Origin of the sequence: Mesorhizobium sp. WSM4989 (genome assembly GCF_029625795.1) — a bacterium.
Lineage (GTDB): Bacteria > Pseudomonadota > Alphaproteobacteria > Rhizobiales > Rhizobiaceae > Mesorhizobium.
Map to the genome: position 1 here is coordinate 1,508,497 of NZ_JARTVN010000002.1, position 13,399 is coordinate 1,521,895.

Consider the following 13,399-nt stretch of genomic DNA (forward strand, 5'->3'; position numbering starts at 1 on the left):
CTCAGCCGTCGGCTGAGATCTCTTCCGGCTTGAAGAGGGGCTCGTGACGGTGCGCACCGTGCGGGTGGCAACCTTGGTGTAGAAGGCGGTGCTGTTGAGCTTGGCGTGCCCGAGCAGGACCTGGATGATCCGGATGTCGGTGCCGTCCTCCAGCAGGTGGGTGGCGAAGCTGTGGCGCAGCGTGTGCAGTCCGACCCGCTTGGCGATGTTGGCGGCCTGTGCTGCCTCGACGACCACGCGATAGAGCTGGCGGGTGCTGATCGGCTTCATCGCATGCTGCCCCGTAAACAGCCAGCCGTCGCGATGCATCACCCCCTGCTGGCGTCCGACCTTTCACCACTGACGCAGCAACAAGAGCAAGTCTTGCGACAGCATGGCGTTCCGGTATCGTCCGCCCTTGCCGCGCTCGACACGTAGCAGCATCCGCTCGCTGTCGACGTCGGCGACCTTCAGCATCGCCACCTCGGCCACGCGCAAGCCTGCGCCATAGGCGACCGAGAGCGCGGCCTGGTGCTTGAGGCAGGTGGTGGCGTTGAGCAGCCGGGCGACCTCGTCGCGGCTCAGCACCACCGGCAGCTTGCGCGGGTGCGCCAGACGAACGAGCTTGCGCGCCAGATCGGGACGATCGACCGTATGCGTGAAGAAGAAGCGCAGCGCCGACACGATGCTGTTCATCGTCGGAACCGGCACGCCGTCGTCCTGCTGCTCGATCTGGAACCGGCGCAGGTCGTCGGTGGTCACTGTATCCGGCGGCCGGCCGAGGAACGTCGCCAGGCGTCCGATGTCGCGGAGATAGTTGCGCTGCGTCTCCTGTGAGAAACGTCGCATGTTCATGTCGTCGATCAGTCGCTGACGCAGTGGACTGATAGGTGCATCAAGAACAGGATAGGGCATGGTCGGGCTCCTTGTTGAAGAAGCCCGTGATGCTCTGCCGCTGCCGAACCCCGCTCAACGCGGGCGCGACGTCCGGCTCGTGATCTCTACCTCACCCCACGCGCCCATCCCGCGCAGCGGGTTCGTTCGTCGGCCCCAAAGACGTCATGGCTGCTTCGCGCCTCAGTGCCTTCTTTCGGTGGAAATCTTGCGATGATCCTGAAACCTGCGTTCGTTCATCGGTGCGACGGCCAGGCGGACGGCCCTGTCCGATCCTACGATCATTGACATGCTAGCAACACGTCCACGTGGACAGGCCCGAGGGTCGGAATTTCGTACCGGCCCTCAGCAGACAGCCGAAGCGCGAAGACCCACCGCCGCCTCCCCACAGCGGCAACGCTCGCAGCCGCCAAGAAATCCAGAGAGCGTCGCCTAATCCGTTGCCTTTTGGGTGCTGCTCCGGCCAACTACCATCTTGGCTCCGGCTGATAAGCCATTTGAGCGATCACCTTCGTTGCGTCTCCGCGCCGTTGGTACTTCCCTATCAATCCCTTCTCGTCGTCCTCCGAGACCGAGCTAACGCGGTACAGTTTCCACATTTTGTCTTTCGTTGGCGAGAGACGGTATGTTCTGCCATTGGCGCGGCAAAACCAGTGAGGAGATTTCTGGAGCTGCGTCCACTTGCAGTCAGCGCCCGACAGGAGGCGCTGTTCGCGAGCCACTCGATCCTCTTCCCTCAATCTCTGATACCTCTCCTGTTGCTCCGCCCGAAGCCGCTCCTCTTCCCGCTCCACGTGGTCTCTGAGCAGGCCGATGATGGCCGGCAGCTCGGTACCCTCGGCCCTTTCCTTCTCGTAGATCGCGAGACACCCTGGGCGAAGCTCCTCTTTTGGGTACGAGAAGTATTCCTCGTCCTCGAACGCTCTCATGCGCTGGTCGACATCCGTCGTCGTCACCTGTGGCCCCGGCATGTCATTGATGAAATCGCGCAGAGCCTCGATTGGTACCCAACAAGCCAAGGCGGATTTGAGAAGGACCTCGCGTTGCCCGTCCCATTTCCTCCAGATTGAGTTGCTCCGATCGATGCGCCTGACGATCTCCTGCGCCAACCTAATCACAGAATAGGGATCGCGGATGTGGCGCAGGGACGGGCTCTTCACGTAGGCAAAGAGGAGCTCCTTAACAATCGAAATCCGTTCGTCTTCTCTCATCATACCTGTCCTCCCTCCGGCACAACGTCCAATTAAGCCCACCGCTGTGGCGCTGTTTTGAAAATTACCAGGGGATCGCTTCTCATAGTTGGCCAGCGCGCCCGACTGCAAAATTTCCGCGTATTTCGACGAGATATTCATTGCATCTTGACATCTCAAATGGGCTATTGATTCATCCTTTCTCTGAATTCTGGAGTTCCCGCATGTCGGAAAAGAGGATGAAATTCGTGAAACTTGCCGAGGCTAGGACCCAAGCGGCGTTGGAAGCTATTCGGAAAATTGGGAATCTTTCGAACAGGCGAGCCTACGAATTCGATGACGGCGACGTAAAGAAGATGATCAAGGCGCTGCGAGATGCGACGTCAGACATCGAACGGAAGTTCGGATCCACTTCGGCAGCCGAGAAGGACGTCTTCAAACTTTAGGATTTCTGCGATGAGCTTCGAACGCCTGACAATCCAAGATGACAGATTTCTGATCAACCGCCTTATCGGACAGGCGCCGCGATATACGCTCGTCCGCGAGTTTTTCATGAACGCGCAGGAAAGTGCAACGTTGGCACCGGAGGGCCAGCGATTCGTTCGCATTTACCCGACGCTGATCGAAGGTGTTCGAAAGCTAACGTTCTGGAATACGGGTCCGGGAATGGATGCAGTAGAGCTTCGGACGGCAACGAACATCTCTGCCTCCATCAACAAACAGATGTCGCTCAGTGGGAACTTCGGCATCGGTGCTAAGGTTTCCGGCCTGACTGTCTCGCCAGCGGGTATCCGCTATCGTTCCTGCAAGAACGGCGTGGTTCACGAGGTCACGATAGGATTCGACCAAGAAGCTGACACGTTTGTTCGCTTCGTCTACGAGGTTGAGGGAAGACAGGAGTCCGTTTTCGACGTCACCCAGGCGGTTCGAAAGACGGCCGATCTCTCCTTTGACTGGACGGAGGTCGTGCTCATAGGCGAGGACGATGACCACGACACGATATCAGAGCCAATCGGCAAGGGAATCCGCGTCGATCGCAGCTATGTTGCAACCCAAATTTTTCGGCGCTTCGCGGAATTTCGACCTGGCGTTAGGGTGATTTTGGATGTCTCCGTGACAAAAGGGGGAGGGCGCGATGAAACGGGAAGGACGCGCACCCTCAAAACGCTGCAGGACGTCGTCTCGCAACTCCCGAACGCTGAAATCGTCGCCTGTCCCGAGACAGGCGTGAAGATTCAATACCTGCACGACCCGAAGCACGCGAATTACAGTCACTCTATTAGCGCGCTCAACAACCCAGCGACCTCATCGACCTCGTTCTGCGCACTAGTTCATAGAGGTGAGCGATACGATTTCCGCACTGGGAAGAAATGGTCCGCAGTCGCCCCAAATTACGGAATTCCTTTCGGATCCACCGTCCTCACGGTCGAGATATACCTCCCGGACGATTCAGCTCTTCCGAACCAATATCGCGACGCCCTCACGACCGTCGAGGAGCGCAATCCGATTACTACCGATGACTACGCGGTGAAGGTCCGAGAATTAATGCCCGAGTGGGTCAAAGATGTGATCAGAGAGGCGCACCCACCAAGGGACGAGAACCTCGATGATCTGCAGAAGGATCTTCAGAAGCTACTCGACGAGTTCCGCTTGCCGACTTCGACATACATAAAGTCACTCAAGGCGCCCGAGCGCACCGAAACCAGTGATTTCGGACTCGACGAGGCCCGCTCGGCCGAAGTCGATCCGATTGACGTTGACGAAGATCGCTTCCTTCGCGGCGAGCGGAACTTCGGGCAGAGGGCGACGGAGAAGAAGGTCCGAAAGGCGCCAGAGGGCGCGAAGCTCTCCAAAGAGGCGCAGGCACTCGAGCGTGCGCCAACGATCGAGATATTGGACGATCCCGCAGAAATTGACGAGAAGCAGATGAAGGGTCGCGCCGCGCGCTTCTATAAGGATGCACAGACACTTTTCATCAACGGGCTTTATTCGGCGGTCGACAGGATGATTGCAGAGCTCGAGATACACTTTGTGGGGCAGGCAGAGGGAGAGGCGCTTCGCAGCATCGTCTTGAGAGCGGCGCAGCGATCCATGGCGTACCGCGTGGGCAAAGCCACCTGTTACGCGATCAGCAAACGGCTGGTGGACGGATGGTCGCTCGAAGATCTCGACCGGGCAACCTCTCCAGAGTCTCTTTCTCTCGCTGCCGATGACTACCGCCAGAGCCTGACTACGGCCCGAAAGTGGATCAGCGCCGAGGTCAAGGCGCACGGATTTGCCGTCGCCGAACCAGAGGTGGCGTAGGGCCCCTGCTTCGGGAAGCGCAAAAGGCAAGCCAACCCCTACTGGATCCGTTCTCATTACCGCAACGCGCTGACGCATTACAGTCGTCCGTCACGCCGTAAGGAAGCCTGGAAAGGCGCGCTCGAGCCTTTCTACCGGCTCTTTCCGGCGAAGAAGAGCGCCTTGGATGCATCTATTGTTCGAAGGCCGTCGTGCAGACCTCCTCCCTGAGAGCGAAGGTCTGATTTAGGTCCATAGAGAAGCTCGCAGCCAGTCTGCGGCGCCCTGCTGGCGACTTCTGCTGCCTTCTACCCACTGAAGGGTGCCCTGAAGACCCAGAGACATGTGAGCAACCGTCCGCATGGGCAGGCTTTATCGGACGTCCTGAACCGCAGCCCAATCGCGTCCAATAAGGTCTGTTGACGTTTGGACGTATTTGACTCAAAAGTCTAAATGCTATTGGACATTGGAGGGTGGGGTGCAGGTCGGTTACGCGAGAACCTCAACAGAAGAACAGGTGGCTGGTCTGGAGGCACAGGTTCGAGACCTCCAGGCCGCGGGTTGCGAGGAAGTCTATTCGGAGCAAGTGTCGGCTCTAGGAGATCGAAAGGAATTGGACCGCGCCCTGAAGTTCCTCCGCAAGGGTGATACGTTGGTGATCACGAAGATTGATCGCCTCGCGCGGAACACGCGCACGCTGAGCGATCTTGTCGATGGTCTACATGGAAGGGGTGTCGGTCTGAAGGTGTTGCAATTCGGCAAGGACACGTTGGACACGACGGGAGCTTACGGTCGGCTGATGCTGAACATGTTCGCCGCTTTCGCCGAGTTCGAGCGAGACCTGATGAGAGAACGACAGAAGGAAGGCATCGCGAAGGCAAAGGCAGAGAAGAAGTATAAAGGGCGGAAGCCGACGGCGCGAGCCAAGGCTGGCGAGGCGGTCGTCTTGTTTCAGCAGCAGAAGTCCGTGTCAGAGATCGCCACGTCTCTCGGCATCGGGCGGGGGTCGGTCTACCGAGCGCTTGCGGCTGCTGGCCTTAGATAGCCAACGGTATGCAAGTGTGCGCGGACATGCTCAAGAGCCGGCGTTGAATGAGCGCCGCCCCTGTCAGGCTCCCCCGGACATAACTTCAACCCTGAGGCGCTTCATTGCTTCCCGACCTTAGAGGAGATCTTCTCGCACCTTTTTCTCGCGAGTGACGGCAATATCTAAGCGCGGCCGTAAATGCCTCGGCTGCCAAGTCGCATTTGCGCTTGGATGCACCATTGCTCTGAATGACAATTTCAGCCTGCCTGGTCGTCAAACCGTGCTTTGCCGCAAACTCGTCTATGTCGGCTTCCGTCCAGCACGACCGCTTCAAACCTTGCATTTTATCTCCTGGTCCCGAAATCGTGAGGAGCCAACGCCGGACCGTCGATAAGGTTTCTGATCAACGCCGAGAGCCCTCAACTCGGCTGGTCGCCAGAGGCGCCTTCTCGTCGACGGCTATGGAGCGTCACCACGCTCTCGTACTCTTTCCGTTCTGGCCTCTGAATGGCAGGCAACTTACATAGCCAGGGCTATGGCCTCGGCTGGAACGCTGCCGCGCTCACGAGCCTGGAGGCTATAGAACGGCCCGGCAGCCATCTTGCTTCGGGGGGAAGTGGTGACGCACCGCCGTGCCGAGGTAGTCCGGGAGTGGGTAGCCAAAAACCCCGGACAGCGTTAACCATAGCGTCACGGCGGGCGATGGCAATTGTTGATTGGGTCAGCCCACGAAGGCGTCCGATCCCGAAACCGAGCCCGATTGCAATGCCCGTAAAGAACTTGCCAGCAGCACCTAGGGCAATGACGCGGACCTTGGCCCAAACGTCTACGCGGAGCTCTCTGAGGGCAGTGGCGATATCATCGAAGATCGCGGCCATAGCAGAGATCCTAGATCGAAACGGATTCGCTGTGAATCCTCCCGTCCTCTGGCGCGAAGGCACCAGTTCTTAGCGACTGCTGAAAGGAAGATCGCCGGGCGAGGAACCCCAAATCCTCAAGCCCGGCGAAGTTACTTCCTGATGCCCAATCAGGAAGTCCGGTGAGGCGTCACCGGCAATTTCTTCGATGTAAGGTCGATGCCAGCATTTTGGTCCCGAAGTGAGACAGGCAAGCGCTACGCTTCTAGGCGTCTGTCTCTAGCGGTTCGTGGCCCGGCTGTTCATGCAAGATCACTTGTCGCAGATCGCGCCAGTCGACCGCCTGTCCGCAGACCGGGCACTTGCGGAAATGGTCGCGTTCGTTGACGTATTCCTTGCTGGTGGCGGCGGCCGAGCGGCCTCGGACAGCTTGGTCACGTCGCCTTGTCCACAAGCGGCGTCTTCCTTGTCGGCGGTTTGTAAGGGGTCACCACTCTGACCGTATCGGCATTCACCGTGGCAGGAACGCCTAAGTTGATGGTCACTTTGCCTTCGTCTACGCGGGTGACATCGCCTCGCAGATCGATCTCCTGGCCCTGCTTAACCTTCGAGATCCGATCAACGATGGAATGGGGCTGCCCATAAGACGGGATCGACACGCTCACTCGATCCTCGGTGACGCGCCTGCGAACCTTGGCCGTGATCGCGACCTCATCGCCAATGTTAATGCCGCCCTTTGCCATGAGGTGTCTGGCGCGGCTACTGACTTCGTCAAGGTTGAGCTAATGTTTACCAGTAGAATAGATTGACGGTGGTCAGAGATAACCCGCGGAGGTCGATCCCTTCGGGGATGCAGCCGCGCGGTGGCAACCTAAAAAGCCCGTTGCTTGCGCTGATTGTCCGCGACGGGCTTTTTTGTGGAACCAAACCGATCAAGTCGCGTTGCGGACCACTGGGGACTTTTCCTATGGCCGAAACCGGGCAAGAGCTTAGCGACCGCGCGCAGGCACATAAGCAATTGATCGTGCAGTTCCTAACCCGGGAAACCGGCATCACCGAAGCCCAAGCGCGCGACCTCGTAGACATGATCGGCAATGCCCCGGCTTCGCTCCTTCGAGAGGCGCGGTTGCTGAAAAAGCTGTAGCGCGACCCACCGACAGCAGCACTGCGAAGGCCGGTCGGTTAACAGACACGCCAGTCACCCCAGGCAACGAGATTGCGGGCATCTATTCGCTCTCTGATGCCGCCGAACGAAGGGACGTATGCTGGCGGGCTCTGTGAAATGATGCAGCGAGGCGAAGGTTTCCGGACAGGGACCAAAGCATCAGCCTATCCGACTTCGGTCGCATCGGCGGACGGGAACATTCCCACCAGTGTCCCGGTTGAGTCTCGCAGCGTGTCTTTCCGGCATGAGACTCACCGCACTGGGGCGCTCCTCCCGGGAGCCCGTTCGACCCCCTCAGGCGAGCGGGCTCTTGCCTCTGAGGTTCCAACGCCACAGTCGGCATTCGCTCTCGCGCTTTGAATTATTTGATTGATCTGCTTGCGAAGGCTCAAGCCGCCGATCATCTGACGAATGTCGTAGCCTTCTTTTTTGATCTTTGTACGCACCTCACCAAAATTGGCGTAAACGCCAGACTTGGCGAGTTCGAATGCGCGCTCAAGGGTCGTTTTCCTGTGGTCCATAGCAGCGCTGAGCATACAGGAGTTTGGGGAAAGCTGCGACAACGGCTTTCGCGGCCTCAAATTTCAAACTGAGACACTACCAGCCTACATGACTGGGCATGGGTAACGGCTGGACGCTTCAGGAACTGGTCGACGAGGCGTTGGTCTTGCAGAACTATCCCGGCGACACTGCTCTCGTTGGGGAATGGGATCTCAAGGTTTGCGATCTTGAAGAAATCAGCAGCAAAACCACCGAGAACAAGTCAGCGTCGTGTCGCGCGCCAAGTGGTGCTGGATGTTTTTGCGCACGAGCCCCCGGCCCATGGAAACGGTACGTTGAAAGACGCAGTTCAGTTGCCGGGTCGATGACGATCGGCAATGGCTTGGCGCGTCTTTAGCTAGTCATTAGGACAACAACGTTGAACGCACGAACACGATCGTCCGTTTAATTAGGTACAATGTCTGCACGTATGACGCGGGACGCAAATCTGAGTCACGGCGAAAGGAACCAGTTCGGCTGCTTTGCGCCGCCGTCCGGCCATTGGAGCTAGCTTGCCCGACGGCCGTAAGCAGACTTCGCTGCTCAAAAGGCGAGAACGATGCACAGAGACGAAGTTAAGGGCGCAGCGAAGGAGCTCCGCGGCTAGGTATTCAGCCACGCCTCAGCGCGGGAATCAAAGCAGGATCAAGGCTTCGGTCGGCGTTAATCGTGGAAGCCGCTGCTGGGGACAGAAAAGCGACTGGCGACGTTACTGGACGGCCAAGGTCATCGCCGGTGATGCATTGGCACAGTGAATCGTCGCTGCTAGAGACCGCTACTTTGCACTCCAAGGCGAAGCCGGACCGAAGCCTCTAGGTCTTTGGCAAAACCAAGCGCGAACTGAAGAACCGTCGTTTCATTCGAAGCGACAGATCCTTGGCCCTCGATAGCGATCGGCAGTTCTATTTTGCCGGCGGGTGAGGTCACGCGAACATTAAATAAAAGCTGGCCACCGGGCCGCTCCTCAACTGTTATCAATTCGACAGTTGCCATTGTTACTCTCCCACTCGTCACCCGAATCCCTCACCTCGGTTGGCTGGGAATTGCAGTTTTTCGGCTCTAGTTCGGTCGATACCTTGGGCCAACGAGGGGCTCGTTCAAATCAGGCGATTGCGTTCCGCGAGTTCGCGTGCCCGCCTCAGAGTGCCGTCAGTGTCAGCGATCCTGCGCCTTGTTGCTTCGTCGGTTCTAATCGTCAGCCGAGCTGAGATAATCTTGGGTGACTTGGTGACCGCCTCGATCACCAGGGGCGGTGCATCCGGTGTTTTCAAGGTTCTCATTGGTATTATCCTTTCAACTGAATGACTGCAGGAGCAGTCGACATTCGGCGGTTGCTCCACATGACCGGCCCAGAAGCCCTGAACCGTATTGTGGGCCTGCCAATTAGGATTCCCGGCCGGCCACTTCCCGCCGCTTGGCGTCCTGAATGTTCATTTCGCCAACAATCTTTTCCGCCGGGCGCGTCTTGATACCGACCATCATCTTCTTCTCGAACTCGGCGGGCTGGCCGGTGAAGATGTCGAAAACGGTCCAGCTGTTCGGCTCGTCCATCCGAAGCGCGTAGCGGTTTGCCATGCTCGCATCCTTCTCGTTTTCGCCTCTCCACGAATGCCGACCGAGTTCAGGCTTTTAAGATGACAAAAACCGAGGCCAGCAAAGGGGTAATCCAGAGCGCGACACACACCTTTAAGGCGAATGGACCATATGAAGAGAGTGCCGCACCCATGCGCGTCCCCATCATCAAATTTGCGCTAGTCCGCGCCGTCGCCATACTCAGCTGCGCCTTGGTGCCAAGCTTGCCGAAACCGCGGTGCAGTTCATGCTTGGAGGACACTCCGGATGTGCTCAACATGCCAGGCTTGGTGGTTGGCGCGGCTGTCGGGCGACCAAGCCTTAATGGCAATTTCTTTCGCGTGGCGGAACGGGTTCGCATACCCTTTCTATAGACTGCTTTCCTAGCGATAGATAGGAGAAGCGAAATTATTTGCCAACCCCGCAGATAATTCGTCGAAATAATTGCGGAAACGGGGAAAATTTTGCGTGGAACGAGGAAAAATTCTGCCGCTTTTTGAGCGATGCATTTGAGTTTTTATTTGACCAATAAAATAAAAACGCGGAAGCACCTTGTTCCCAGCGCAATTGGGGCGCATATATAAGTTCGTTGATTTTTGTCGAGGTCATGCGTGAAGCCTCGCCATCCGTATCCGAATTTTCGATAGCGAATGCATTGCGCTGCTCCCGGCGCGGCATCTCGCTACGTTCGTACCCTGAAGATGATCCCGCGCTGACCAAGGATGTACGAGCGGCATCCGAGATTGTTTCGCCGGTTGGCTGGAACTGAAGCAGTCGCCGCATGCGCACGTTTCCGCAGAGAGCCGCAAGTGACCACTCGCACTACGTCGACCGTCGTTCGCTTCAATGCAGCGTTTTTGCTGCCCGGCTTCGATGCGCCGCAACCGGCTGGAGAGTATCGTGTCGATCTTGATGAGGAGGCTCTCGAAAGCGCTTCCCACACCGCTTGGCGCCGCGTGGCCGCGTTCATTCACCTGCCAGCGATCTCCTTGAGGGGGTCCAAGGAACAAATGGTGCAGATTGAGCCGGCATTACTCGAGGCGGCGCTCGACAAGGACCGGAGACAACCATGACCACCCTCATGCAACGCAAAGCACGACCCATCCAGCACGGAGCCCCGGCACGCCTTTTTGACATCGGACAGGCGGTCCGGTTGAAGGGCGGTCTCGGCGTCGGTCCAAAGACCGGCGAAATCTACCGTGTCACTCGTACCCTGCCTCCGAGGGGAAACTCGCCGCAATATCGCATCCGCAGCGACGCCGAACCGCACGAGCGGGTTGTCACGGAGGACAGGCTGGAACCGGTCGCCGAAGTATCGCACGGCGGCATAAGGCTCATCGAAAGGACGTTCGGACATGGCCAAGGGACAGAAACGCTCGAACAGAGAGATCAGGAAGCCGAAGCAGGAAAAGCTTCCGCTGAAGCCTGAGAGTGCGTTCGGCCAAATCAAGGGCGCCGGCGGCACCCACGCCCAAAGCAAGAGCAAGGGCTGACGGCAGGATGGTCGTGCGCGACGAACTCGGATGAAGGTCGTGATCCAATTCTATCGCACGCGCGTTGCCGACGACGCGCACGCCGTCGTCGGCCGTGAGACCGTGGACGCGGCCGACCTCGACGCGGCGATCGAGATCGCGCGGCTTCTGGCGAGGACACTGAACATGCCCCAATGGCCAGATGCCGTCGCCATTGCCGACGCCGAGGGTGCGACGGTCTATTCCAGCGTTATTGCTGCGCAGGGTGACATGGACAAAGGGCCGGCATCATGAACGCCAGCAACCATCGCACCGATGCAGCTCGCGAATTATCCGCTAATCCAGGCGAGGACAATGCGGCCGGCGCGCAGGCATGCGACTTTGGGGATCATCAATATGGCCGCCGCGTCGAAGTCGATCGTTCCTGGACCGTCTATCACGTCTTCACGGGCATTCCAGCGCATGTGAACGGCGCCTCCATGATCGGGCTCAGCCGTTCGGAAGCGACGAGAAGCATGCTGTCCCTCAACTTTTGCAACAGGGAGCGCCGCAAGCAGAGGATCGCCGCGCGCTTCTTCGTTGCTCCCGAGACACCGGCAGATCAGTCATGACGCTCGCGTTCCCGAACCGAAGTTCCGATCAGGAGCGTAACGGCGTCTACTTCATCGGTCATGACGGCATGTTTCAAATCCGTTTCTTCATCGAGGCCGAGGCTCTGGCCAAAAACGGCATTGTCCTGGGTGGGAAGGCTAGCGTGGAGACGGCCTATCTTTCGGCATTCGATGGCCTGCGAACCTCCATCCAGCACGTGGCAGGCAAGGTTTATGCGCGCCACCGCCGCGACTCCTACACTTTGACCGCCGCCGATTTCAGGTAGCAGCATCGGTTGCGGTCAAAGCGGGTGAACAATCGACCCGCCGCGCTCGTCTTTCCATACAATTGGGCGTAGGGTGCACGATGGCTGGCAAAAAATTCCGGGTTCCCGTGGTTGTCTATGTCGCCGGTCCGATCGGCTTCACTCTGATTGAATCCGTTGCACAGGCCTCGGATTTCCTGTTTGACCATTGGCAAGGAAACGACAGCCTGGCTTGGACCGACGCGATGAAGCGCTGCGCCGAAGATGGTGCTGCCGATGACGCGAGTGTCGCATTCCTCACCGCGCTTGAGGGGGCGGGGATCGGGTACGACCGCACGGTTGAGATTTACTGAGCTTGGCGAACGACTGCGCGGTTTGAAGCCGCGCGCTGGCCGGGTAGCGACAGCTAGCATTCGGCGCCTTGCGGACTACCAGATAGGGAGAGTTCGAATGGCGATGAAGCCAAACTATCGATCCGAGCGGAGTCAACGAGACAAGGCCAAGGCGGCCAAGAAAGAAGCCAAGCTTGCCGGGAAAGCTGCGAAGGAGAAACCCATAGAGCAGAAAGAGGCGCGAGAGCCTGCTGCTGACGAAAGCTGAGGCATGGCGATGACGCAGCGCGAGACAGACAGCTTCGAAATCGACGTGGAATGTCCCCGTTGCCATCATCAGGCAAAGACCGTCGTCGGCTGGATTCGTACTCACACCCAGATGGAATGCTCCAACTGCGGCGACATCATTGACATTGAGAGCAAAAACTTCAGGTCGCACGAACAGCGCTAGGAAAGCTCTATGATACCGTCCGAGCCGCGGTCGCCGCGCCTAGCCGTTCTGATCGATGCCGACAATGCCTCCGCCAAGATCGCCGACGGGCTGTTCGAGGAGATCGCCAAGATTGGCGAGGCCAGCGTGCGTCGCATCTACGGCGATTTTTCAAGCTCGCGTTCGAAAGCGTGGGCCGACGTTCTTTCGAAGCACGCAATCATACCCCAGCAGCAGTTCGCCTACACAACAGGCAAGAACGCCTCCGACATCACCCTCGTGATCGACGCGATGGATCTGCTCCATAGCGGTCGGTTTGATGGTTTCTGCCTGGTTTCCTCCGACAGTGATTTTACCCGGCTGGCCGCCCGCATCCGCGAGCAGGGCATCGACGTCTTCGGCTTCGGCGAACAGAAGACGCCCGAGAGTTTCCGACAGGCATGCCGGCGATTTGTCTATACCGAGAATCTGCTTCCGTCTGCGCCGGGCAACGAACCTGAGGCGGTATCGAGCGTGAAGCCATTGCAACCGCCCTCAGCGGCCGTGCCGATCATCCGCAAGATTATCGCGCAGATGGAAAGCGAGGATGGCTGGGTTCCGCTCGGTGCGGTCGGCACGCAGCTTGCCAATCTGGCCTCCGACTTCGATCCCCGCACCTTTGGTTTTCGCAAGCTAAGCGATCTCGTCCGCAAGACGAACGCGTTCGAAATCGACCGCCCGGAGGGCGGGACGTTGCGCATAAGAATCAAACCGCAGGCAGCGCGAAGGGGAGGGCGGAAGGCGTGACCGGTACGGCGCAGCT

At 58.5% G+C, this 13,399-nt stretch carries 18 protein-coding genes and 1 pseudogene; 13 read left to right on the forward strand and 6 right to left on the reverse strand.

Annotated features, from left to right (window positions below):
* Nucleotide 1 precedes the first annotated feature (1 nt).
* A pseudogene (locus P9217_RS19975) lies at nt 2-894 on the reverse strand (site-specific integrase).
* Between the two features lie 446 nt (nt 895-1,340).
* The gene (locus tag P9217_RS19980) at nt 1,341-2,084 is read right to left on the reverse strand and encodes a hypothetical protein (RefSeq protein ID WP_278088305.1); all 744 of its coding nucleotides are present in this window, start codon (nt 2,082-2,084) and stop codon (nt 1,341-1,343) included.
* A 203-nt stretch (nt 2,085-2,287) separates the two neighbouring features.
* Here P9217_RS19980 and P9217_RS19985 point away from each other — a divergent pair, with 203 nt between their 5' ends.
* The 3 genes from P9217_RS19985 (at nt 2,288) to P9217_RS19995 (ending at nt 5,391) form a co-directional block, all read left to right on the forward strand.
* Complete coding sequence (locus P9217_RS19985) at nt 2,288-2,509, forward strand: hypothetical protein (protein ID WP_278087622.1); 222 nt, start codon at nt 2,288-2,290, stop codon at nt 2,507-2,509.
* Nucleotides 2,510-2,519: 10 nt separating this feature from the next.
* The gene (locus tag P9217_RS19990; RefSeq protein ID WP_278087621.1) at nt 2,520-4,367 is read left to right on the forward strand and encodes a hypothetical protein; all 1,848 of its coding nucleotides are present in this window, start codon (nt 2,520-2,522) and stop codon (nt 4,365-4,367) included.
* A gap of 457 nt (nt 4,368-4,824) precedes the next feature.
* Nucleotides 4,825-5,391 (forward strand): recombinase family protein, encoded by a 567-nt coding sequence (locus tag P9217_RS19995; protein ID WP_278052918.1) that lies wholly within the window; start codon nt 4,825-4,827, stop codon nt 5,389-5,391.
* A 1,273-nt stretch (nt 5,392-6,664) separates the two neighbouring features.
* Here the strand turns inward: P9217_RS19995 and P9217_RS20000 are convergent.
* A complete protein-coding gene (locus P9217_RS20000) occupies nt 6,665-6,973 on the reverse strand; it encodes a hypothetical protein (protein WP_278052917.1) in 309 nt (102 codons plus the stop codon).
* A 107-nt stretch (nt 6,974-7,080) separates the two neighbouring features.
* Between P9217_RS20000 and P9217_RS20005 the strand changes: the two genes are divergently transcribed.
* Complete coding sequence (locus P9217_RS20005; RefSeq protein WP_278052916.1) at nt 7,081-7,374, forward strand: hypothetical protein; 294 nt, start codon at nt 7,081-7,083, stop codon at nt 7,372-7,374.
* Nucleotides 7,375-8,700: 1,326 nt separating this feature from the next.
* On the opposite strand, the gene P9217_RS20010 is transcribed toward P9217_RS20005, so the two are convergent.
* The 3 genes from P9217_RS20010 to P9217_RS20020 all read right to left on the reverse strand — a co-directional run bounded on the left by P9217_RS20010 (nt 8,701) and on the right by P9217_RS20020 (nt 10,290).
* Nucleotides 8,701-8,928 carry a hypothetical protein gene (locus tag P9217_RS20010; RefSeq protein ID WP_278052915.1) on the reverse strand — a complete coding sequence of 76 codons (228 nt, stop codon included), beginning with the start codon at nt 8,926-8,928 and terminating at the stop codon, nt 8,701-8,703.
* 390 nt (nt 8,929-9,318) lie between these two features.
* On the reverse strand, nt 9,319-9,510 hold the full coding sequence (locus P9217_RS20015) for a hypothetical protein (RefSeq protein WP_278088234.1): 192 nt from the start codon (nt 9,508-9,510) through the stop codon (nt 9,319-9,321).
* A 405-nt stretch (nt 9,511-9,915) separates the two neighbouring features.
* Nucleotides 9,916-10,290 carry a hypothetical protein gene (locus P9217_RS20020; RefSeq protein WP_278052913.1) on the reverse strand — a complete coding sequence of 125 codons (375 nt, stop codon included), beginning with the start codon at nt 10,288-10,290 and terminating at the stop codon, nt 9,916-9,918.
* Between the two features lie 26 nt (nt 10,291-10,316).
* Between P9217_RS20020 and P9217_RS20025 the strand changes: the two genes are divergently transcribed.
* The 9 genes from P9217_RS20025 to P9217_RS20065 all read left to right on the forward strand — a co-directional run bounded on the left by P9217_RS20025 (nt 10,317) and on the right by P9217_RS20065 (nt 13,383).
* Nucleotides 10,317-10,580, forward strand: a complete 264-nt coding sequence (locus P9217_RS20025) for a hypothetical protein (protein WP_278052912.1) — start codon at nt 10,317-10,319, stop codon at nt 10,578-10,580.
* Nucleotides 10,577-10,936, forward strand: a complete 360-nt coding sequence (locus P9217_RS20030; protein ID WP_278052911.1) for a hypothetical protein — start codon at nt 10,577-10,579, stop codon at nt 10,934-10,936. The genes P9217_RS20025 and P9217_RS20030 overlap by 4 nt, the downstream gene beginning before the upstream one ends.
* 94 nt (nt 10,937-11,030) lie before the next feature.
* A complete protein-coding gene (locus P9217_RS20035) occupies nt 11,031-11,273 on the forward strand; it encodes a hypothetical protein (RefSeq protein WP_278052910.1) in 243 nt (80 codons plus the stop codon).
* Nucleotides 11,270-11,590 (forward strand): hypothetical protein, encoded by a 321-nt coding sequence (locus tag P9217_RS20040; RefSeq protein ID WP_066995579.1) that lies wholly within the window; start codon nt 11,270-11,272, stop codon nt 11,588-11,590. The genes P9217_RS20035 and P9217_RS20040 overlap by 4 nt, the downstream gene beginning before the upstream one ends.
* Nucleotides 11,587-11,856, forward strand: coding sequence for a DUF1488 domain-containing protein (locus P9217_RS20045; RefSeq protein WP_278052908.1), 270 nt, complete (start codon nt 11,587-11,589; stop codon nt 11,854-11,856). The genes P9217_RS20040 and P9217_RS20045 overlap by 4 nt, the downstream gene beginning before the upstream one ends.
* Before the next feature lie 80 nt (nt 11,857-11,936).
* Nucleotides 11,937-12,188 carry a DUF982 domain-containing protein gene (locus P9217_RS20050; RefSeq protein WP_095833000.1) on the forward strand — a complete coding sequence of 84 codons (252 nt, stop codon included), beginning with the start codon at nt 11,937-11,939 and terminating at the stop codon, nt 12,186-12,188.
* A gap of 97 nt (nt 12,189-12,285) precedes the next feature.
* Nucleotides 12,286-12,435, forward strand: coding sequence for a hypothetical protein (locus P9217_RS20055; RefSeq protein ID WP_278088235.1), 150 nt, complete (start codon nt 12,286-12,288; stop codon nt 12,433-12,435).
* 3 nt (nt 12,436-12,438) lie between these two features.
* On the forward strand, nt 12,439-12,618 hold the full coding sequence (locus tag P9217_RS20060; protein WP_278052907.1) for a hypothetical protein: 180 nt from the start codon (nt 12,439-12,441) through the stop codon (nt 12,616-12,618).
* 12 nt (nt 12,619-12,630) lie between these two features.
* A complete protein-coding gene (locus tag P9217_RS20065) occupies nt 12,631-13,383 on the forward strand; it encodes an NYN domain-containing protein (protein ID WP_066995625.1) in 753 nt (250 codons plus the stop codon).
* Nucleotides 13,384-13,399 lie beyond the last annotated feature (16 nt).